Below are 20,226 nucleotides of genomic sequence, written 5' to 3' on the forward strand. Positions count from 1 at the left end.
TTCTCCTTGTTCTGTTGTACGAAACAAGTTCTGGCGTGGGCAGGTGCCCGTTTGCGCCGTGAACACAAGGTTTACCGCCAAACTTGGCAATTCCACGACGGTCATGCGTCACTTGCATGGCAATGTTATTGAAATTGTCGGTTTTGGTTCTTATGTCGATTGGTTATACAGTGGGCAGAATCGGTCGCATTGCCCACAGATGCGGCATTTCATATCACCAAGAAAACGAAGGACGCACAGATGGCCAATTACTGGGTTATCGGGGGCACCTATCAGGATACCGGGTTTGATTCGCCGATTGGCGAAGAAACCAAAGTAGGCCCGTTCGGCACATTTGAAGATGCCGAAAAAGAATGGTCAAAGCTGGCCTGGCAGTCGGTTGACGACGCCAATTCGCGCTACCGTGTTGAACGCCTGGACGAATACTGGGTTGTTGGCGGCGAATATGTAGATACCAGTTTTGAAAGCCCGGTCGGTGGTTCGGAAGAACGCCACGGCCCCTTTGCCACCTTCGAGCAGGCCGAAAAGGAATGGTCGAAACTGGCATGGCAGCATGTTGACGATTGCAACTACCGCTACCGCGTCGTCGAAGGCTGATCGCAGCTAGCGATGTTTGCCGTTTCCGACATACACCTGCTTACGGACGAAAACCTCCGCCAGCAGGTTAAGGAACATCCGCGCGCGCAGGAACTTCTGCGCGCGCTTTTGTATCCCTATGCCGCCCCTGACCATGATTATGTGCTGCGCAATCGCAAGGTCAGCCCGCTTGATGCGGGGCGTTCTGAGGCGATGGATGATCTGCTGCGCGGCAGGGTGCCGGTGATTGCGGCAGGGTCCAACCGGTCCCCCCGGCAATTGGCGCGCAAATTTGCCCCGCCCCACGAAACGGTCGATATTCCCGTTACCATGGGCTGGATGGAAAATTACGATATTGTCTATTGTGCCCATCTTACTGGTTACGGGTCGGTTCCTGCGACGATCCTGAAATCGCCCGGTACAACGGTGCGCGTTGCGGTCAACTGGTTGCTGCCCGATCAGCTTCATCGCATGCATGCCACCGAAAGCCTGGGCCATCATTACGATTACGCTCAGTTGCCATCAGTTGGCATTGCCCTTGATTGTGGGCTGACGGTGCAGCGTGCCGGGGCCTATATTGCCCGTTACGGGGCGGAATTTTCACCGGGTGATATTTTCGCCCTGGATAATATCAAGGCCGAAAATCGCCGTTACCCGGCCCGCAGCCAATGGGAAATGCTGCAATATGTTGCCCGTCGTGCAGGGCAGGTGCCCCATCCCGATTTTATCCTGCGCATCATTGATGACGAAAATTTCCGTCATGCGCAAAACGGTTTGCGGGTGGACTGATCAACGATCCATCCCTGCGCACAGCCCAAGCTGCCCTCCTGTTGTTGTCGCCTGACTTCTTCGCAGGCATCGCGTTCAAAGCCCGAATGCTGCCTTTTGGTACATCCCTTTATGCGCCCGTTTTGGGCTTGGCCATGGTTGCCTGGTGGTGTTCATCATGGTCAAAGGTTTCCAAAAACCAGTCGCGAAACAGGCGCACAGGTTCGTTTGCACCACGGCCATAGGGCACTGTCAGGTAATATCCCGATGCCGATAACAGGCTTTGGGAAAAGGGTGCAATCAGGCGGCCTGCGGCAATGTCATTGTCGATCAGGGGTGTGCGGCCCATCACCATGCCAACACCCTGTATTGCCAGTTCAAAACACGAATATAGCAGATCGCAGGTTATTTCGCTTTGAAAGGCAAGGCCGGGTACGCCAGCCGTTTCCAGCCACAGGGGCCAGTCATCGCGTAACAAAAGCGGGGTTGTTGCCCGAATAACGCGGTGTTGTGCCAGTATCGCCGGGTTCAGCGATGCATCGGCCACGCTGGCATCGTTCAGCCCCAACAATGCCGGGCTGCATACCGGAAAAATCCGTTCCGTGCTGATCTTGTAGGCATCATGGCCGGGAAAGGTGCCCAGGCCATATCGGACAATCAGGCTTAAATCCTTGAAGTCGCGGCTGCCTTCACGGTCGCTGATGCTGTATGGGTCCAGGGTTAGAAGGCGCACTTCGATATCGGGGTGGCGGGCGATGAATTCGCCAATACGCGGGGTCAGGCATTTCAGCAAAAATGTACCGGGGCAGCCAATACGCAACACCGTATCGCGATGGCCGCTTGCCAGGCGGTCTGTTGCATGGGAAATGCCCACCACAAGCGGACGAATATCTGCCAGGTAATCCTCGCCCTGTGGCGTCAGGCTGATGACGCGGCCATTGCGCAAAAACAGTTCCGTTCCCAGCAATTCTTCCAGTTTGCGGATCTGATGGCTGATTGCCGTTTGCGTCAGGTTCAGTTCAACCGCGGCCCGGCTAAAGCTGCGATGGCGTGCAACGGCCTCGGCGGCACGCAGGCAGGCAATGGATGGCAAACGGCTGACCATGTCGGACCTCGGGCGTGGCGGAAATATAAGTATGAAAATTCATCATATAAAGCCTTACGAAATTTCATTTGTACAGTTCGGAATATCACCTATCAAGATGGATATTAGTAAGAAAAATTGCGGTCAAAAGCCGTTTCGTCGGTAACCGGCGTCAATGAAATATGAAAGGGAGGATGATGAAATTTCAGGAAAAGGATGCAAGTTCATCCGGGGCGGTTGCTGCGGGTTCGTCATGGTCGAGCGGTCTGACGGGCCAGCACTGGCGTACCCTGTGGGGCAGTTACCTTGGCTGGATTTTTGATGGCTTCGAGGCCTTTGCCCTGGTGCTGTCACTGCCATTTGCGATGAAAAGCCTGCTTACCCCCGAACAGGCCCAAACCCCGGCCCTGTATGCCGGGCTTGCTATTGGTATTACCCTGCTGGGTTGGGGCATTGGCGGGCTGATTGGTGGTGTGCTCAGCGATTATATTGGTCGCAAGCGCATGATGATGTTTTCGATTTTCTTTTATGCGCTGTTCACGGGCCTGACGGCCTTTAGCACCAGTTTTGCGGCCCTTGCCATTTTGCGCTTCGTTACCGGCCTTGCCATTGGCAGCGAATGGAGCACGGGTATCGCCCTGGTTTCCGAAACCTGGCCTGACCGCGCACGGCCCAAGGGCTGCGGCTTTTTGCAGTCCGGTTTTGGCGGTGGTGCGTTGCTGGCGGCACTTGTGTGGTATTTTCTGTCCCATTATCAGCCGCTGGGTGCCGAAAGCTGGCGTATCATTTTTGCCGTCGGTGCGTTGCCTGCATTCTGCGTGCTTTATTTGCGCAAGGCGCTTGATGAATCCGAAAAATGGGCACAGGCGGTCAAGGCCGAACGGGATTCCCAAAAGGGTGGTAAATCCGGCCGTCCCTTTACCCTTGCCGAAATTTTCCGTGACGCCGAAAGCCGCCGTCTGGTGATTTTGACCACCATCCTGTCCTTTGTTACCACCGTTGGCTGGTGGGCAGTTTCAAGCTGGATGCCGGGCTATACCGAACAGCTTGCGCATATGCACGGCGAACCAGCCGGTGTTTGGGCGCCGCGCATGTCGCTGATTTATAATGTCGGGGCGATTTGCGCCTATGTTGCATCCGGCTTTGTCGCCGATGCCCTGGGGCGGCGCTTATACCTGTTTCTGACCTTTGCCGGGTCGCTCGGCTTTTCGGTGCTGACCTATACTTGGACGGGGAATCTGGAAACGTTCATGGTCATCGCCTTCTTCAATGGTGTTTTCACCCTTGGCTTTGCCTTTAGCTGGATGGCGATTTATCTGGTCGAACTGTTTCGGTCCGTGGTGCGGGCAACGGCGGCGGGCTTTATTTTCAATGCCGCACGTCTGGTTGCCTGGGTCTTCCCGATTATTGCCGGGGTGATGGTATCGACCATGGGTGGTTTGGCGCAATCCGCCCTGATCATGGGGAGTGTTTACGTCATCGGTTTGATCGTGCCGTGGTTCCTGCCTGAAACAGCGGGCAAAAGCCTGCCGGAATAATCCTTGCGTTAAACATACCAGCCATACAGACAAAACCCCGATTGCCAGTTGGTGATCGGGGTTTTTCCGTGATGGGGGTTTTATGAAAGCTGGGCGTTACCTGTTGCGGTCAGGCAGCAACTGCCACACGCGGGTAAATTTTGTATCCGCATCTTCCACGGCGACATCAACGGGCACGTCATAGGTTTCCAGCTCGTCGATATTGCGTGTTGGCGCATAGGTCCGGCCAGGATCGGCCAGAATAACCCGTGTGCCCAGCAATGCCTCGCCCATTAGCCATTGCAACACGGCATCGGCCATATCCTGCTGGTAACAGACGTCACCAGCAAAAATCACATCCCAGCGTTTTTCCGGCCCGTTTTTGCCGACCAGATTGTCGGTCACGGTGGTAAAGCTGACATTGTTGCGTGCTGCATTCAGGCGGGTGGCGGTAATGGCAACAGGGTCAATATCGTTTGCGGTTACTTCGGCTGCCCCCATCATGACGCAGGCAATGGCCTGCATGCCGCCGCCACAGGCAAAATCCAGCACCTTTTTGCCGCGCACCAGATCGGGGTTATCCAGGATATAGCGGGTAATGGCCTGCCCGCCGGGCCAGGCAAAGGCCCAATAGGGGGGCGGAATATCCAGCACGCCTAAAATATCCTCAGTCGCTTGCCAAAGCGGGGTGATATGCGTTGCCAGATACATTTCAATTTCCGGCGTCAAGGGTACGCGCGCCGGAACAGTAAAAGTGGCAATCAGATCGGCAAATTGCGGATCATCCACCTGGGGTACCAGCGCATCGGCAAAGATATTTTCCATTCTGCGCGTCTTCCTGTTACCGCAATGAAACTGCGCTCAACTACGTGGTTTGCACCGATCATGCAACCGCTTTGATATGGGAATGGTGATGGGATGTTAAAACGCCCCGCCATGGCCCACGACATTGGCAATAATGATGCTGGCGGTGACCAGCAGGGCAAAATCGCGGTTGGACTTAAACCGTTTCAGGCAATTTGCCGCGTCGTTCAAATCAACCGTTTTCACCTGCCAGATCAGATGCAGGCAGGTTAGCGCCAGAAGCGGGAAATAAACCCAGTGCAGCCCGGCCAACCCACCGGCAATTGCCAGCATGGATGCGGTAACGCAGTAAAAACCCAGCGCCCATTGCGGCGTTGCATCCCCCAGGCGCAGGGCCAGCGATTTGACGCCAATTTTAATGTCGTCATCCTTGTCCTGGTGGGCATAGATGGTGTCATAACCCAGTGTCCAGAAGATGCCGCCAATATACATGGCAATGGCGGCTGGCACGATGGTGCCGGTGACGGCAGCCCAGCCCACAAACGCGCCCCAGTTAAAGGTCAGGCCCAAAAAGGCCTGCGGCCAATAGGTGATGCGTTTCATGAAGGGATAGGTAAACACCAGCGGCAGCGAACAGATGCCGACAATGATGGCCTCGATGCGAAACTGCACCAGCACGGCAAGGCCGATCAGCAATAACAGGCCCAGAAAGGCAAATGCCTGCCAGATTTTAACCTGGCCTGATGGAATGGGCCGGGTGGCGGTACGTTCCACCTTGCCATCAAAATTGCGATCGGCCAGGTCATTCACCACACAGCCCGCGCCGCGCATGACAAGGGCACCAATGGCAAACAGCACAAACATGGTCCAGTCCGGCGCACCATCGGATGCCATGGCGGTGGACCACCAGCAGGGCAGCAGCACAAGCCAGGTGCCAATAGGTCGGTCCATGCGGGCCAGCTTCAGATAGGGGCGCACCGGTTCGGGCATATATCTGTCAACCCAGCCATCGGCTGGCATATCGTTTTTCGTACGATTTAACGGTTGGTTGACCTGTGCCATAATAACCCTAAACCTTGCAATATGATCGCTAATTTCAAATCTGTTCCGGGAAGGCCCGATGCATCAAGATACACCACGCGCCCGCCAAAGACTGTTCGTTTCCGATGCCATCACCGCCGGGGCGGAAATTGCATTATCGCCGGAACAGTCTCATTACCTTGAACATGTCATGCGCCTCAAGCCCGGAACACCCGTAAAAATATTTAATGGGGCCGATGGTGAATGGCTGGCAACCATTTCCGAGCTGCGCAAAAAGAAAGGTGTGGTCAGCGTTGAAAGCCTTTTGCGTGACCAGCAAAACAGCACCGGTCCGGCTTTGGCCTTTGCGCCAATTAAAAAACAGCGCCTGGACTTCCTGATTGAAAAGTCGGTCGAGCTGGGTGTTTCCCGCCTGATGCCAATCATTACCGCGCACAGCATTACCGACAAAGTCCGCCTGGATCGCCTTCAGGCACAGGTGATAGAGGCCGCCGAACAAAGCGAACGCCTTGATGTGCCAGAAATTGATGCGCCGGTAAAATTGTATGACTGGCTGGCGAACTGGCCGGAAAACAACCATTTGCTGTTCTGTGACGAAACCGGGTCCGGATCACCGATTGGTGAATACCTGACAGAATCCTTGGCAAATCCTGCCAGCTCGGCTATCGACAACAACAATGTTGTTAACCATACACTCGTGATTGGACCAGAAGGCGGCTTTGCCCCAGACGAAATAGACCGGATCAGAAAACAGTCCTTTGCCACTGCTGTCAGCCTTGGCCCGCGCATTTTGCGGGCCGAAACCGCAGCAATTGCCGCATTGGCCGTTTATCAGGACCGGATTGGCGACTGGTCGAACCGTCCCGTCACGAGAGATTAAGGAATACCCTTATGAGTGTCAGTGCTGCTACCGGGGAAAGCCCGGAAATTGAAAGCCGGGCGCAATTGCTTGAATGGTTCGAGTCCGGGTGCAAGCCCAAACGTGACTGGGCCATCGGAACCGAGCATGAAAAATTTGCCTTCACCCGCGAAGATTTGCGTCCGATCCCTTATGAAGGGGAACGTGGCGTTAAAGCCCTGCTAAACGCCCTTGCCGAGCGTTTTGACTGGGACCCGATCCTTGAAAACGGCAAGGTCATTGCACTTTCCAAGGATAAATGTTCCGTCTCGCTGGAGCCGGGCGGGCAGATCGAACTTTCCGGTGCGCCGCTTAAAAACATTCACCAGACCTGTGGTGAAGTACATCAGCATCTTCATGAAATTCGTGAAGTTTGCGCCGGGCTTGATATCGATATGCTTGGTGTCGGGCATAATCCCAAATGGGCGCGTGATGACATCCCCTGGATGCCCAAGGGCCGTTACGACATTATGCGTAACTATATGCCCAAGGTCGGCACGCTTGGCCTGGATATGATGCTGCGCACCTCGACCATCCAGGTCAATCTGGATTTCGACTCCGAAGCTGACATGGCGCATAAATTCCGCACGTCTCTGGCACTTCAGCCGGTGGCGACCGCTCTGTTTGCCGCATCACCCTTTGTCGATGGCAAACCCAGCGGTTATTTGTCCTCGCGATCCCATGTCTGGACCGATACCGACCCGGATCGTTGCGGCATGCTGCCTTTTGTGTTCGAAAACAGCTTCGGTTTTGAACGCTATGTCGATTACATGCTTGATGTGCCGATGTATTTTGTCTATCGCGATGGCAAATATATTGATGCGTCCGGCAAATCGTTCCGCGATTTCATGGCAGGCAAGCTGGATGTACTGCCCGGTGAACGCCCGACCATGAATGACTGGTCGGACCATATGACAACGGCCTTCCCCGAAGTGCGCCTGAAAAAGTTCCTTGAAATGCGTGGTGCCGATGGTGGCCCGTGGCGTCGTATCTGTGCGTTACCGGCCCTTTGGGTTGGCCTGCTTTATGATGGTGCCAGCCTTGATGCCGCCTGGGACCTGGTCAAGGATCTGAGCGTTGCCGAACGCGAAGCACTGCGTAATGACGTGCCGCGCCTTGGCATGCAGACACCGTTTAAAAACGGTACGGTTCAGGACCTGGCAAAGGATGTGCTGGCCATTTCCAGACAGGGCCTTAAAAACCGCGCCAAACTGGACGGTTACGGCGATGACGAAAGCCATTTCCTTGAAAGCCTGGAAGATGTTGCCGAAAGCGGCCGTACCCTTGCTGATGAATTCCTGGATCTTTACGAAACCCGTTGGGAAGGTTCGGTTGATCCGGTATTTCGCGAATACGCCTACTGATTTCAAGGCAGGTTAAAATGTTGCAAGGGCGGTGGTAAATCCACCGCCCTTGTTGTATCAGGCTTTACGTCAAATCTGTTTGCCCACCGAAAAAGGATGCCAGGCAATGAAAGCTGTGCCGTGTGAAACCATGCAGGATGTTCGCGAAAATGTGGACCGTCTTGACCGGGTTCTGGTGGGCTTGCTGGCAGAACGGCTGGGCTATATCGAACAGGCGGCGCGCATCAAACAGTCCCGCGATGCCGTGCGCGATGAAGACCGCATCGAAGACGTGATTGCCAAGGTCAAAGCCCAGTGCAAAATTGACGGGCTTGATGAAAACATTGCCGAACGCCTGTGGCGCTTCATGATGGAAGATTACATCGCCCACGAATTCGTCAAATGGGACGAAATTCGCAAGTAATCTGCGTTTAAGCAGCGTTTATCGTTTATCCGACATAATATCAGGATGCCATGTGGCACCCTGACTATTGCCTATTGGGCGACCTTGCGGCTGGCATCAATGTCGTTAAACCAGTTGGTAACGGCATCAATATCGGCCTGTTTCATGCCAAGGCCCAGTTTGGTCCTGCGCCATAAAACATCATCGGCACAACAGGCCCATTCGGTTTTCATCAAAAAGCGAAGTTCGATTTCATAAAGGCCCGGCGCAATTTCAGGGCCAAGGTCGGAAACGCCCTGTGCCGCGCCCAGCATGGCAAACAGGCGTGTGCCATAACACCGTGCCCAGCGCTGCAAAATAACCTTATCCAGCCAGGGCAGTTTTGCCGTGCAGTTCGCCAGAAATGCGTCAAAGTCCCCACTGGGAATATCCCCGCCCGGCAAAGTCGCCTGCGCTGTCCAGTCTCCGGTTTGATTGCCAAGGCAGGGGGCAAGTTTTTGCAGGGCATGTTCGGCCAGCCGGCGATATGTGGTGATCTTGCCACCGTAAATCGACAGGATTGGTGCCAGTTCGCCAGTGTCCCCGCGATCAAGGTCAAAAACATAATCGCGGGTAACGGCCGATGCGCTGCTGTTTTTATCGTCATAAAGCGGGCGTACGCCGGAATAATCCCACACCACATCTTTGCGTTTGACCGGCGTTGCCAAATATCCATTCACCAGTTCCAAAAGGTAGGTGATTTCATCTTCGCTAATGGCAACCTGTGCGGGGTCCCCGTCATAGGGGATGTCGGTGGTGCCAATCAGGGTGTAGTTGCGTTGGTAGGGGATGGCAAAGGCAATGCGCCCGTCCTGGTTTTGGAAAATATAACAATGGTCATGCGGGTGAATGCGCGGCACCACAATGTGGCTGCCCTTTACTAGGCGTAAACCGGCGGCCTTGGCACCCAGCCCGGCCTGTTTGACCATGCCGGTCACCCATGGCCCGGCAGCATTGACAATGGCCCGTGCCGTAATGGTTCGGGGGCCATTTTTGCTTGATGTGATGGTGGCTTGCCATTGCCCGTTTTGGCGCGATAGCGCCTCGCACCGGGTTTGTGTTTCAATAATCGCCCCACGGGATTGCGCATCAAGGGCGTTTAAAACCACCAGCCTTGCATCATCGACCCAGCAATCGGCATAGGCAAAGCCACTGGTGAAGACGGGTTTGATCGGGGCCCCTTCGGGTGTGCCCCGAAACGATACCGCGCGCGAGGCGGGCAGGCGTTTTCGCTTTGCCAGATGGTCATATAAAAACAGGCCGGCACGCAGCATCCATTTCGGGCGCAGGCCCTGGTGGTGCGGCAAAACAAATGTCAGCGGCCAGATGATATGCGGGGCTGCAGCCAGCAGAACTTCGCGTTCCTGTAAGGCCTCGCGCACCAGGCGAAATTCGTAATGTTCAAGATAGCGTAATCCGCCATGAATAAGCTTGGTCGAAGACGAGGACGTTGCCGATGCAAGGTCCCCCTGTTCGACCAGCAGGACGGACAGGCCGCGTCCGGCGGCATCGCGCGCGATACCCGCGCCATTGATGCCGCCGCCAACGACCAGAAGGTCGTACTGTTCAGACACGTCAGATTACCTTTTTGCGCAGATAGGCCGCCACGGCTTCGCCAATAATGACAAGGCCGATAATCGCCAAAAGGATCGTGGCGACGGTTTGCCAGGCAAAAGTATCAATTGCACCCTGCAGGATGATGCCAATGCCACCGGCACCCACCAGCCCCAGAACGGTGCTTTCGCGCAGGTTGATATCCCAACGCAGGATCGATACGGCGAAAAAGGTGGGCATCACCTGCGGGATCACTCCGTAAATCAGGATTTTGAAGCGCGATGCCCCCACGGCTTCCAGGGCCTCGATCGGGGCGCGGTCAATTTCCTCGATCGCTTCGCCTAGCAATTTGCCAAGAAAACCCAGCGACCGGAAAATGATGGCAAGAATACCCGCCAGCACACCGGGGCCAAATACCGCCACAAACAGCAAAGCCCAGATGATGGTATTGACCGAACGTGACGACACCAGAATAAAGCGGCCCAGCCACAGGGTGAATTTGTTTGGCGTTGTGTTTTGGGCTGCAATCAGCGCCACCGGCAATGACAGGAACACCGCAAAAAACGTGGCGATGGTCGCGATATTGACGGTTTCAAGCAGGGTGATGGCAATGTCGTGCCAGCCATCTAGTGAAGGCGGAAACATGCGGGCAAAAAGGTCGCCCATCTGTTTGGGGGCATCCCACAACCACGGCCAGATGATGTTGATGGTTGAAAGCGACCAGACAAGGGCCAGTGCCACAAGGGCGGTCAGGCCAAAACGGGTCCAGCGGTCTTTGGTCGAATATTTGGACCATTCGCGCAGGGCAATGGCGTCGGGGCCGGTTTTTTGTGTGGTGGCTACCATAGGTTCCTCCGGATCCGTCCGCTAATTGCTTCGCTCACCAGAATAACGCCAATGATGCAAAGCGTGATGGCCAGCGCAAAATCATAATCATACCGGCCAAACGCATTCAGCAGAGTTGACCCAATGCCGCCTGCACCCACAATGCCGACAATCGCCGATGCGCGCAGGTTGCTATCAAGCTGATAGATCGAAAGGCCGATCTGGCGGGGCATGATTTGCGGAATAACGGCGTAAAGCAGGGTGACAAGCGTACCGCCCCCGGCGGACCGGATGGCTTCAACCTGGCCCCATTCGATTTCCTCGATCCGTTCGGCCAGCATTTTGGCAACAAAACCGATGGAATAGACCGTTAAGGTCAAAATGCCTGCCAGCGGGCCAAAGCCAACGGCCTTGACGAAAATGATGGCAACAATCACCGGGTGGAAACTGCGCGCGACAATGATCGCGCCACGGCCAATTATGTATAACCAGCGCGGCGCAAGGTTGCGGGCGGAGGCAAAGGCAATGGGAACAGACAGGGCAAGACCCAGCAATGTCGAAACAATTGCGATCTTGATGCTTTCCATAAAGCCGTCAAACAGCAGCCCGCCACGGGTAAAGCTGGGTGGGAAGGCACCCTTGAAAATACGCATCGCACGCGGAATACCCTGCTGGATGCGGTCCCAGTCAAAGGGCAGGCTGGAAAGTGCCCACCATACATAGGCCAGAACGCCGATAATCAGCGCCCAGCGCAAGGCTGGATTGGCTATGAAGGCAGGTTTCTTCCAGCTATACCCCGTCCGGGTTTGAGCGGTGGTGTTCATCGTGCCGCAACCTCGCGCAAATGGGTGCTGCTTTGGGCGCCATCGCGTTCTTCGGCCGGGACACCGGCATAAATTTCATCCATTGCGTCCTGGTTCAGATCGCCCGGTTTGCCATCAAAAATGATGCGGCCAAACCGCATGCCAACAATGCGCTGGGTATATTCGCGGGCCTCATTAACATTGTGAATGTTGATCAGAACCGGCAAATGCAGCTCGGATGCCAGGGCACGCAGCAGTTCCATAATCTGTTTGGATGTTTTCGGGTCCAGCGATGCGGTGGGTTCGTCGGCCAGCAGGATTTCGGGTTCCTGCATCAGGGCGCGCACCACGCCCACACGCTGGCGTTCCCCGCCCGAAAGCTCATCTGCGCGTTTATTGGCATAATGGGCAATGCCCACCCGTTCCATCAAATGAAAGGCGCGATCAATATCTTCCTGCGGGTAGCGGCGCGTCATTGCGCGCCAGGTTGGCAAATATCCCAACCGGCCCGATTGCACATTTTCCATAACCGTTAAACGGTCAATCAGGTTAAAGCCCTGAAATACCATGCCAATACGGCGACGAGCCAGGCGCAGTGCCTTGCCTTCCAGTTTGGTCAGTTCGGTGCCGTTCAACTCGATCGAGCCTGATGACGGTTCCACCAGTTTGTTGATGCAGCGTAGAAGCGTGCTTTTGCCCGCGCCCGATGCACCAATGATCGAAACAACGCTTTCGCCGGGGACTTCAAGGTTCAGGTTCTTCAACACTGCCTTTTCGTCGCCATAGCGTTTAACAAGTTCCTTGATACGCAACATTGCGTTTCCCCTGTGACAGATACCTGGCCGGGGCCCGGCCATGCAGGCTGGCCCCGGTAACGACAGGCAAATTGAAAGACTGGCGTTATTTCAGGTTGTCAGGGGTGTATTTGACACCGTTTGCGGCCTGGATTTCGCGAATGACGTCCCAGTCTTCCTTGTAGGTGACCGGTACGAATTTCGAGACGCCCTTGAATTCTTCGCCCAGTGCCGTGCCCTTCATGTCAAAGGTAAAGAAGGCTTCCTTGATCTTTTCGATCAGTTCGGGCTTCAGGTTATAGGCATAGTTGAACGATGTGGTCGGGAAGGGTTTGCTTTCGTAAATGATCTTTACGTCGTTCGGATCATAAAGGTCGCGCTGGACCATGCGTTCAACCACTTCGGATGCGACCGGGGCGGCGTCATAGTCACCGGCAACTACACCCAGGATCGACTGGTCGTGCGAGCCGGAATAGACAACTTCATAATCCTTTTCCGGGACAATGCCCTGGGCCGGAAGCAGCGCGCGTGGTGCCAGATTGCCCGAATTTGACGTTGGCGATGTATGGGCAACGCGCTTGCCTTTCAGATCGGCCAGCGTGTTGATGCCGCTATCAACGCGGGTATAAAGCTGCAGGGTATAGCCAAACCGGCCATCATCGCCGCCCATCAGCGCAAACGGAACTGCACCGGCCAGATTAACGGCAAAGGGCGTCGGCCCGGTGGAAAAGCCTGCAACATGCAAACGGCCGCTACGCATGGCTTCAACTTCGGCCGAATTCGACTGAACGGCAAAAAACTGCACATCCTTGCCGGTTACTTTTTCCAGATGTTCCAGGAACGGTTCCCAGATATCGGCATAAACCGCCGGGTCTTCGACCGGGGTATAGGCAAAAACAAGGGTGTCGGGATCGACGGTTTTATCGGCTGCTGGCGCATCTGCTACCAGGTCGCCATCCATGTCGCAATACATGGCATCAAGGTCGCCACGCGCGACGCAATCCTCGGCGGCGGATGCGCTGGTGGGGGCAGCCATAAAGCCCATCATGCCAACCGCAGCCAGCAATGTGGTCATCTTCAAACTGTTGGTTTTTTTCGCATACGAAAACATTTCTGTGGAGCCTTTCTTCCCTGTAACGCTGCAAAAGCGCGATTTTAAAAGTTGTTTTGTTGGTTTTATTGTTGTTTTTATCAACATTATAGAGCGTCAAAAAGTTTGGAAAGCAACATAAAACTGTAACAAACCGTTACAGAGACAAATGCTAATATCCCTGAAAACCCGCGTTATCAGGCCCCTTTCCCGGAGGAATGGCATTTGCGTATCGGAAAAAAAGAGCGGCAACACCGCATTTTGCAGGAATTGCAAATTCACCCACATGTGAGAGTTGCCACATTGGCCGAGCGATTCGATGTGGCAACTGAAACAATCCGCCGTGATCTTGATGCATTGGGGCAGGCAGGGCTGCTGATGCGCGAATTTGGTGGCGCTTCGGCGCGGCCGATGGGCCATCAGCCCGATCTGGCCCAACGTCAGTTAGGTGCGGTTGCCGGTATTGACCGCATTGGTGCGCTGGCAGGCAAAATGGTGCAACCCGGCGAAGTCATCATGATTGATGCGGGTTCAACCGTTACCCAGATCGCGCCCTATCTAGCCGGTATTGCCGATATTGCGGGCAGTGCAAATGGGCAGAAACGCACGATCCTGACCAATTGTTACGCTGTGGTACATGGCATGGGCGAACAGGCCCTGATTGATGATGTCATTATGTGTCCCGGCCAGTTTGATCCGCGTGAAAATGCGGTTTACGGGCATGACACGGTCGATTTCCTACGCCGTTTTTATGCCAACCGGGCCTTTATCGGGGCGTCTGGCCTGTCATCGATTGGTTATAGTGATGTGAACCGCAAGGCCGTTGCCGTGAAACGGGCGATGATGGAACGTTCCGATGAAACCTGGCTTTTGGTGGATCACACCAAATTTGAACGCCGTTATCTTGAAAGCATCGGCCCGTTTAATGACCTTGCCGGTGTCATCACCGACCGCACCCCGCCCGATGCCTTGCGCGATGTGCTTGCCAAAGCCGGTATCAACCTGATCGTGGCTGACGAAACCGCTGATATCCCCGAAATGCAGGCTGCCGGTTAATCCTTGATCCTCCCGTTCTTCTAGCTCTCCCTTCATCTCTCTCCACTCTCCACTCTCCACTCTCCACTCTCCACTCTCCATTCTCCATTCTCCATTCTCCATTCTCCATTCTCCATTCTCCATTCTCCATTCTCCATTCTCTCTATTCGCCTTCTTTCCTTTCCAGACCTGCCATTTGGCTGCCGGTTTTGCCGTGCGGTTTGGCTTTTTCTGTCTGTTTGCTGTTTTTCTTTGCGCGGCTCCGCCCGGTGCCAGATATTTGCATTGTTTGTATTTTTTCGTGCCGGGTGCTTTGCGCTTGGCATGACTGCGACCCATATTGCAGGGCAACAAACCAATGCCGCCGGGTTCCCGCCCCGGTCAGTATCTTCTGACACGGAGGAGTTTTATCGTGACCAAACAAGCCAGCACCCGTACCGAAAAAGACACCATGGGTGAAATTCAGGTGCCTTCGGACCGTTACTGGGGCGCACAGACCCAGCGGTCGAGCGAGAATTTCCGCATTGGCGGCGAAAAAATGCCCGAAGCCCTGATCCGTGCCTTTGGCCTGCAAAAGCTGGCAGCCGCCCGTGCCAACCGGGCACTCGGCAATCTGGAACCGAAAATTGCCGATGTTATTCAGGCGGCCGCCCGCGAAGTGGCCGACGGTAAACTGTCCGATCATTTCCCGCTGGTGGTTTGGCAAACCGGGAGTGGCACGCAAACCAACATGAATGCCAATGAAGTCATCGCCAATCGTGCCTGTGAATATCTGGGGGCACCGCTGGGCCAGCGTGAGCCGGTCCATCCCAATGACCATGTCAATCGCGGTCAATCCTCGAATGACAGTTTCCCGACTGCCATGCATATCGCCGCCGTGGTCGAGATCGAGGAACGTTTAAAGCCCGCCCTGCGCCATTTGCGCGAAACCCTTGAAACCAAAAGCCGCGCCTTTGATAAAATCGTCAAAATTGGCCGCACCCATATGCAGGATGCCGTGCCTCTGACATTGGGTCAGGAGTTTTCGGGTTATGCCGCGCAAATCGAACTTGGCCTTGATCGCATCGAAGATGGCCTGAAACGCCTGACCAAACTGGCACAGGGCGGCACGGCCCTTGGCACCGGTTTGAATGCCCCCGAAGGCTTCGACGAACAGTTTGCCCGTGAAATCAGCAGCCTGACCGGCCTGCAATTCGATACCGCCGCGAACAAGTTCGAGGCGCTGGCCGCCCATGATGCCTGCGTTGAAATGTCGGGTGTAATGAATGTTCTGGCTGCATCGCTGATGAAAATTGGCAATGATATTCGCCTGCTGGGGTCTGGTCCGCGCTGCGGGCTGGGCGAACTGATTTTGCCCGCCAACGAACCAGGGTCGTCGATAATGCCGGGCAAGGTCAACCCCACCCAGGCCGAAGCCCTGACCATGGTTTGCGCCCAGGTGATGGGCAACCATGTTGCGGTTACGGTTGCGGGCTCGAATGGCCATCTTGACCTTAATGTTTTCAAGCCGGTGATTATCTATAACCTGTTGCAATCCATCCGGCTGATTGCCGATGCCGCCGTCAGCTTTGCCGATCATTGTATTGCTGGCATCGAAGCTGACGAGGAAAAGATCAAATCCTATGTCGAACAAAGCCTGATGCTGGTAACCGCCCTTGCGCCGCATATTGGCTATGACAATGCTGCTGCCGTTGCCAAAAAGGCGCATGCCGAACGGTCCAGCCTTAAGGAAGCCGCCATCGCCCTGGGCCATCTGGATGCCGAACGGTTTGACGAGCTAGTCCGCGCCGAAGACATGATCTGACCGGCTGTGCCCAAGCCGGGGCACCGTTTTGATCGTGCTGCCGATATGTTGGCCGGGTGTATGACGCCCGGCCATTTTTATTGCGGAAAAGCCGCCTTTAGCATGGTGGGGACAATCACCCTGTGAAACGGCATGATGGTCGCCAGATAGGCGCGTCCAAACAGGTTATGGCGCTTCGTCAGGGTCGTGGTTGTAATCAGGGTCTGGTCCGTGCCGCAGGGTTCGGTTTCAACCACCAGTCGAAAATCAAGATGCCTGTCATCAAGGCCCAGTGTGATCGATGTGTCTGAGCGCGCAATGACGGGGAAAAGGCCGATAATGTTCGGATCATTGCTGTCTTTGGCCCCGGACTTCAAACCAAACGGCCGCACGATGGTGTCGCGCAACCGCATCAGATGAACAACCCAGTCTGGCCGCGATGACATGATTTTATGCGCCGCCATTTCCGGTGTGATGGCATGTTGGGTTGTGCGAATGCTGAACGCATCGGCCCAATCGGCATTTGGCATCGAAATATGGGGCAGGGAAACCGGAACAACAGATGTCTGGACCACAATGCAATCCTTTTCGGATGGGGCAATACGGCGCTATCATAGTGCTAAATTGCTGATTTGTCTGGTTTAATTGTGTGTTTTTGGCCTTGTTGTGTGCCAGATTACAGCCGGGTGGCGGATGCGCCACATAGCCGGCAGGTGGATTGGCAAAATTTCGCATCAACCCTGTATGGAACGGCATTTTCTGGCGAGGAATTGATATAGGATATTGCTGAGAAACCATCGATTGGGCATATCTTTTCCCATGGCAGCAGGAATTTCAGCATATCTGTCGTTTCCTGCCGCGATGCTTATGGCATTGCGCGCACGGCTACGGCGCACCCGGGATGGTGCTAAATGCTCCCCGCAACATGGTCTGCGGGTGTGGGGGCTGATTTGTGTTGTCATGCTGGCTACGCTGACCCAGGCGGGTGTCCCGCTTGCCCTGCATGGGGCGGGTGGAAGCGGGCCGGGTTCGATGCAGGCTGCGTCAGATATTATTTATATCTGTACAGGCAGCGGCATTCAGCCTGTTCGCCTTGTTGCGCTTGGCGATGGCCAAACCGGTATTTCCCCCACACTGGCGAGTGATGGTGCAAGTACCGAAACGACCCAATCACAAAACCAGCCAGAAACCCGAAGCAGTGGCAAACCGGCCGCGTCACATGCCTTTTGCGCCCACTGCGCCTTTTGTCATGTATTGCCGGTTATCACTGCCGGTTTTTCCTGGTCGCACCCTGTGGTGCAAACCCGGTTTGTGGCCTTTCGCGCGGGTAAAAATGCCCGCTATGAAATGGCGGCACACGGGTTTGATGCCCGCGGTCCTCCTGCCTTTTCTGCCTGACAAAGACATATCCCACTTCAAATTCAGACAGGTAGAATATCATGCGTAAAGCACTTTTCGCAGGGGCAGCCATTGCTGCCGGTTTGTTTGCAGCCCTTCCGGCATTTGCCAATGACATTTCCATTTCCAACGCCTGGAGCAAGGAAAGCCTTGGCCGCGTGCCCAATGGGGCTGTGTTTTTCAATGTTGAAAATGCAGGCGACGGGGATCGCATTATTGGGGCGACATCCGAAATTGCCGATAAGACCGAACTGCATACCCACATCATGAAAGACAATGTGATGAAGATGCGCCAGGTCGAAGGCGGTGTTGAGGTTCCTGCGCATGGCGGCGTTGCTTTCAAACCCGGCAGCTATCACGTCATGCTTTTGGGGCTGCATGACCCGCTAAAGGCTGGTCAGCACATTTCCCTGACTTTGCAGTTTGAAAAGGCCGGTAATGTCCCGGTCGAGGCCGAAGTTCTTTCACTTGATGACGCGGCGAAAATGTCGGCCCATGGTGAAATGAAAATGGATATGAAACATGGCATGGATGGTGCCATGGATAGCGCCAAAGAAGGTGCCATGGATGGCAGCATGGACCATTCCGCCCATGGCGGCACCATGGGTAAGATGAAAAACTGATCTACCGGTTTTTTATCTGACGGGCAGCGCAAGGCTGTCTATTTGGCTGGGGCCGGGGATAGGCCCTTTCGCCCGTTTCATACAGGGGGTGCGGATTGAACCGCGCCCCTTTTGCCGTCATGATGGGGTACTGTTCAAACCCGCCCCAACCGCCAGGACAATGCCCCATGCCCACGATTGATGATCTGATTTCCCGTCTTAATCTGTTGCCCCATCCGGAAGGCGGCTATTACGCCGAAACGTTTCGTGCCGACGAAACCACCAATCCCGGCGGGCGTTACCCAAGCGATCGGTCAACGGGGACGGCGATATATTATCTGTTAACCCCCGATACCTTTTCGGGCATGCATATCCTGACCTCGGATGAAATCTTTCATTTCTATCTGGGCGACGCGGTTGAACAGTTGCACCTGTTTGCCGATGGCAGCCACAGAATGGTTGAAATTGGTACCGATATTGTCGCCGGGCAAAGACCGCAAATGGTGGTGCCTAATAATGTCTGGCAGGGCGCACGCCTTAAACCAGGCGGGCAATTTGCCCTGCTGGGCTGCACAGTGGCACCGGGTTTTGACTTCGCCGATTTTTCAATGGGCAAACGCGCCGATCTGGTAAAACGCTGGCCGGATGCAACGGATATGATAACGGCCTTGACCCGCGACTGATTTTACGGCGCAATCACCCCATCAATTGATTGTTTGGCGGAGTTTACGATGTCGTTCGATACATGGCTGGTATTTGCCGGGGCGGCTTTTGCGCTTGCGATGGCGCCGGGGCCCAACAACCTGATGGCGATGTTTAATGGTGCGCGCCATGGTGTGGTGGCATCCGCGCTTGGCGGTATTGGCCGTCTGCTGGCCTTTACCCTGATGATCACGGTGACGGCAACCGGGCTGGGCGTTGTGCTTGCCGCAAGCGAACTTGCCTTTGGTATCATCAAATGGGCCGGGGCGGCATATCTGGTGTATCTGGGCATTAAAACCTGGCGCAGCCACGTGGCATCGGCCAGCGACGATGGGGCGGTAAACCTGCCAGAAGACGACTTGGTCTTTGCCGCGCGCCCACGTGCCTTTGATCTGGCCCGTCGCGAATTTTTAACTGCGGTGGGGAACCCCAAGGCGATCCTGATTTTTACGGCCTTTTTCCCGCAATTTTTGAATGCGCAGCATCCCTATGGCGGGCAGTTCGCCATTATGGGCGTTACATTTCTGGCGATGGAAGCCTGCGTATTGCTGGCTTACGGCCTGGTGGGCGGGCAGGTGAAGGGCTTTGTGCGGTCTGCCCGGCATTTGCGCATTCTTAACCGCGTTAGCGGAGGTGTGCTGATTGGTGCCGGTGCCATGCTCGCCGCTGCGCGCCGGTAATTCTGATTCCGGCAGTTCGGGCATTATTGCCGGGTTATTGCGCTGGAGCTTAAAGACAAACGGGCTGCCGATGAGGCAGCCCGTTTTGCATAAAGGCAGTGGGTTAAATGCTTAATTGCCGTTGGCAAAGATGCTTGCCAGGCAGGCGCCAAACACAACCAGCGTAACAACCGCCATCAGATAGGCCCAATAGCGCACCTTGATGAAAAAGATGCTGTCGCCACGTTTCAGCAAAACGGTTTCGCCGGTTTTTTCGTCCAGCAATTCGCGGCCCTTGTCGGACCGTTCCAGCCAGCGCACGGTTTGAAACGCCGCTAGTGTCGCGCCCAGAATGATAATGGCCGGTGCCAGGTCCTGGGGAACATATTGTTCAATCAGCGCATAGAAAAACAAGGAAATCAGCGCGCCAACCAGGGCGCCCAGCGGCAGCAAAATGCCCCAGCCTCTCCAGACAATAAACATATAACCCTCTGTGTTTGCTTTGTTT

Annotated in this window: 22 protein-coding genes; 12 read left to right on the top strand and 10 right to left on the bottom strand. The window is 55.1% G+C overall.

Translation table 11 applies throughout. The annotated features are described in order from the left end of the window. The first annotated feature begins 240 nt into the window (after positions 1 to 240). Together CSC3H3_RS03515 and CSC3H3_RS03520 are read left to right on the top strand one after the other, a co-directional pair. Entirely contained in the window at positions 241 to 597 is a 357-nt protein-coding gene (locus CSC3H3_RS03515) for a DUF4170 domain-containing protein (RefSeq protein ID WP_101263811.1), read from the top strand. 12 nt (positions 598 to 609) lie between these two features. Further along, entirely contained in the window at positions 610 to 1,365 is a 756-nt protein-coding gene (locus CSC3H3_RS03520; RefSeq protein ID WP_101283752.1) for a hypothetical protein, read from the top strand. Between the two features lie 109 nt (positions 1,366 to 1,474). Here the strand turns inward: CSC3H3_RS03520 and CSC3H3_RS03525 are convergent, their stop codons facing one another. Further along, the gene (locus CSC3H3_RS03525; protein ID WP_101283754.1) at positions 1,475 to 2,449 is read right to left on the bottom strand and encodes a LysR substrate-binding domain-containing protein; all 975 of its coding nucleotides are present in this window, start codon (positions 2,447 to 2,449) and stop codon (positions 1,475 to 1,477) included. 173 nt (positions 2,450 to 2,622) lie between these two features. Here CSC3H3_RS03525 and CSC3H3_RS03530 point away from each other — a divergent pair, with 173 nt between their 5' ends. Next, complete coding sequence (locus tag CSC3H3_RS03530; RefSeq protein WP_245881255.1) at positions 2,623 to 3,966, top strand: MFS transporter; 1,344 nt, start codon at positions 2,623 to 2,625, stop codon at positions 3,964 to 3,966. Between the two features lie 96 nt (positions 3,967 to 4,062). Here CSC3H3_RS03530 and CSC3H3_RS03535 read toward each other — a convergent pair whose 3' ends face one another. Continuing rightward, positions 4,063 to 4,770, bottom strand: a complete 708-nt coding sequence (locus CSC3H3_RS03535) for a class I SAM-dependent methyltransferase (protein ID WP_101283758.1) — start codon at positions 4,768 to 4,770, stop codon at positions 4,063 to 4,065. Between the two features lie 96 nt (positions 4,771 to 4,866). Then, complete coding sequence (gene ubiA, locus CSC3H3_RS03540) at positions 4,867 to 5,811, bottom strand: 4-hydroxybenzoate octaprenyltransferase (protein WP_101283760.1); 945 nt, start codon at positions 5,809 to 5,811, stop codon at positions 4,867 to 4,869. A gap of 58 nt (positions 5,812 to 5,869) precedes the next feature. On the opposite strand from ubiA, the gene CSC3H3_RS03545 reads away from it, so the two are divergent. The 3 genes from CSC3H3_RS03545 to CSC3H3_RS03555 all read left to right on the top strand — a co-directional run bounded on the left by CSC3H3_RS03545 (position 5,870) and on the right by CSC3H3_RS03555 (position 8,455). Further along, positions 5,870 to 6,670, top strand: a complete 801-nt coding sequence (locus tag CSC3H3_RS03545; RefSeq protein WP_101263817.1) for a 16S rRNA (uracil(1498)-N(3))-methyltransferase — start codon at positions 5,870 to 5,872, stop codon at positions 6,668 to 6,670. Positions 6,671 to 6,681: 11 nt separating this feature from the next. Further along, a complete protein-coding gene (locus CSC3H3_RS03550) occupies positions 6,682 to 8,052 on the top strand; it encodes a glutamate--cysteine ligase (protein ID WP_101283762.1) in 1,371 nt (456 codons plus the stop codon). Positions 8,053 to 8,158: 106 nt separating this feature from the next. After that, the gene (locus CSC3H3_RS03555) at positions 8,159 to 8,455 is read left to right on the top strand and encodes a chorismate mutase (RefSeq protein WP_101263819.1); all 297 of its coding nucleotides are present in this window, start codon (positions 8,159 to 8,161) and stop codon (positions 8,453 to 8,455) included. A 71-nt stretch (positions 8,456 to 8,526) separates the two neighbouring features. Here CSC3H3_RS03555 and glpD read toward each other — a convergent pair whose 3' ends face one another. The 5 genes from glpD to phnD all read right to left on the bottom strand — a co-directional run bounded on the left by glpD (position 8,527) and on the right by phnD (position 13,524). Continuing rightward, entirely contained in the window at positions 8,527 to 10,047 is a 1,521-nt protein-coding gene (gene glpD, locus CSC3H3_RS03560; RefSeq protein ID WP_101283764.1) for a glycerol-3-phosphate dehydrogenase, read from the bottom strand. Between the two features lies 1 nt (position 10,048). Further along, positions 10,049 to 10,873, bottom strand: a complete 825-nt coding sequence (gene phnE / locus CSC3H3_RS03565) for a phosphonate ABC transporter, permease protein PhnE (RefSeq protein ID WP_101283766.1) — start codon at positions 10,871 to 10,873, stop codon at positions 10,049 to 10,051. Beyond that, entirely contained in the window at positions 10,867 to 11,676 is an 810-nt protein-coding gene (gene phnE / locus CSC3H3_RS03570; protein ID WP_101283768.1) for a phosphonate ABC transporter, permease protein PhnE, read from the bottom strand. The genes phnE (CSC3H3_RS03565) and phnE (CSC3H3_RS03570) overlap by 7 nt, the downstream gene beginning before the upstream one ends. Continuing rightward, complete coding sequence (gene phnC / locus CSC3H3_RS03575) at positions 11,673 to 12,470, bottom strand: phosphonate ABC transporter ATP-binding protein (protein ID WP_101283770.1); 798 nt, start codon at positions 12,468 to 12,470, stop codon at positions 11,673 to 11,675. Before phnC ends, phnE (CSC3H3_RS03570) begins: the two co-directional genes overlap by 4 nt. A gap of 85 nt (positions 12,471 to 12,555) precedes the next feature. Beyond that, positions 12,556 to 13,524, bottom strand: coding sequence for a phosphate/phosphite/phosphonate ABC transporter substrate-binding protein (gene phnD / locus CSC3H3_RS03580; protein WP_245881257.1), 969 nt, complete (start codon positions 13,522 to 13,524; stop codon positions 12,556 to 12,558). Positions 13,525 to 13,764: 240 nt separating this feature from the next. On the opposite strand from phnD, the gene CSC3H3_RS03585 reads away from it, so the two are divergent. Together CSC3H3_RS03585 and fumC are read left to right on the top strand one after the other, a co-directional pair. Further along, on the top strand, positions 13,765 to 14,595 hold the full coding sequence (locus tag CSC3H3_RS03585; RefSeq protein WP_101283774.1) for a DeoR/GlpR family DNA-binding transcription regulator: 831 nt from the start codon (positions 13,765 to 13,767) through the stop codon (positions 14,593 to 14,595). Positions 14,596 to 14,986: 391 nt separating this feature from the next. After that, complete coding sequence (gene fumC / locus CSC3H3_RS03595) at positions 14,987 to 16,378, top strand: class II fumarate hydratase (protein ID WP_245881258.1); 1,392 nt, start codon at positions 14,987 to 14,989, stop codon at positions 16,376 to 16,378. A 77-nt stretch (positions 16,379 to 16,455) separates the two neighbouring features. Here fumC and CSC3H3_RS03600 read toward each other — a convergent pair whose 3' ends face one another. Then, a complete protein-coding gene (locus tag CSC3H3_RS03600; RefSeq protein WP_101283780.1) occupies positions 16,456 to 16,932 on the bottom strand; it encodes a DUF2867 domain-containing protein in 477 nt (158 codons plus the stop codon). A 244-nt stretch (positions 16,933 to 17,176) separates the two neighbouring features. On the opposite strand from CSC3H3_RS03600, the gene CSC3H3_RS03605 reads away from it, so the two are divergent. The 4 genes from CSC3H3_RS03605 (at position 17,177) to CSC3H3_RS03620 (ending at position 19,739) form a co-directional block, all read left to right on the top strand. Beyond that, positions 17,177 to 17,755, top strand: a complete 579-nt coding sequence (locus CSC3H3_RS03605) for a hypothetical protein (protein WP_157831818.1) — start codon at positions 17,177 to 17,179, stop codon at positions 17,753 to 17,755. A 41-nt stretch (positions 17,756 to 17,796) separates the two neighbouring features. Further along, positions 17,797 to 18,378, top strand: a complete 582-nt coding sequence (locus tag CSC3H3_RS03610; RefSeq protein ID WP_101283784.1) for a copper chaperone PCu(A)C — start codon at positions 17,797 to 17,799, stop codon at positions 18,376 to 18,378. 167 nt (positions 18,379 to 18,545) lie between these two features. Continuing rightward, positions 18,546 to 19,040, top strand: a complete 495-nt coding sequence (locus tag CSC3H3_RS03615) for a cupin domain-containing protein (RefSeq protein WP_101283786.1) — start codon at positions 18,546 to 18,548, stop codon at positions 19,038 to 19,040. A 48-nt stretch (positions 19,041 to 19,088) separates the two neighbouring features. Further along, complete coding sequence (locus CSC3H3_RS03620) at positions 19,089 to 19,739, top strand: LysE family translocator (protein WP_101283787.1); 651 nt, start codon at positions 19,089 to 19,091, stop codon at positions 19,737 to 19,739. Positions 19,740 to 19,850: 111 nt separating this feature from the next. Here the strand turns inward: CSC3H3_RS03620 and CSC3H3_RS03625 are convergent, their stop codons facing one another. Continuing rightward, positions 19,851 to 20,201: a hypothetical protein gene (locus tag CSC3H3_RS03625; protein WP_101263833.1), complete on the bottom strand. Its 351-nt coding sequence runs from the start codon at positions 20,199 to 20,201 to the stop codon at positions 19,851 to 19,853. Positions 20,202 to 20,226: the final 25 nt, after the last annotated feature.

Source organism: Thalassospira marina (assembly GCF_002844375.1).
GTDB lineage: Bacteria > Pseudomonadota > Alphaproteobacteria > Rhodospirillales > Thalassospiraceae > Thalassospira > Thalassospira marina.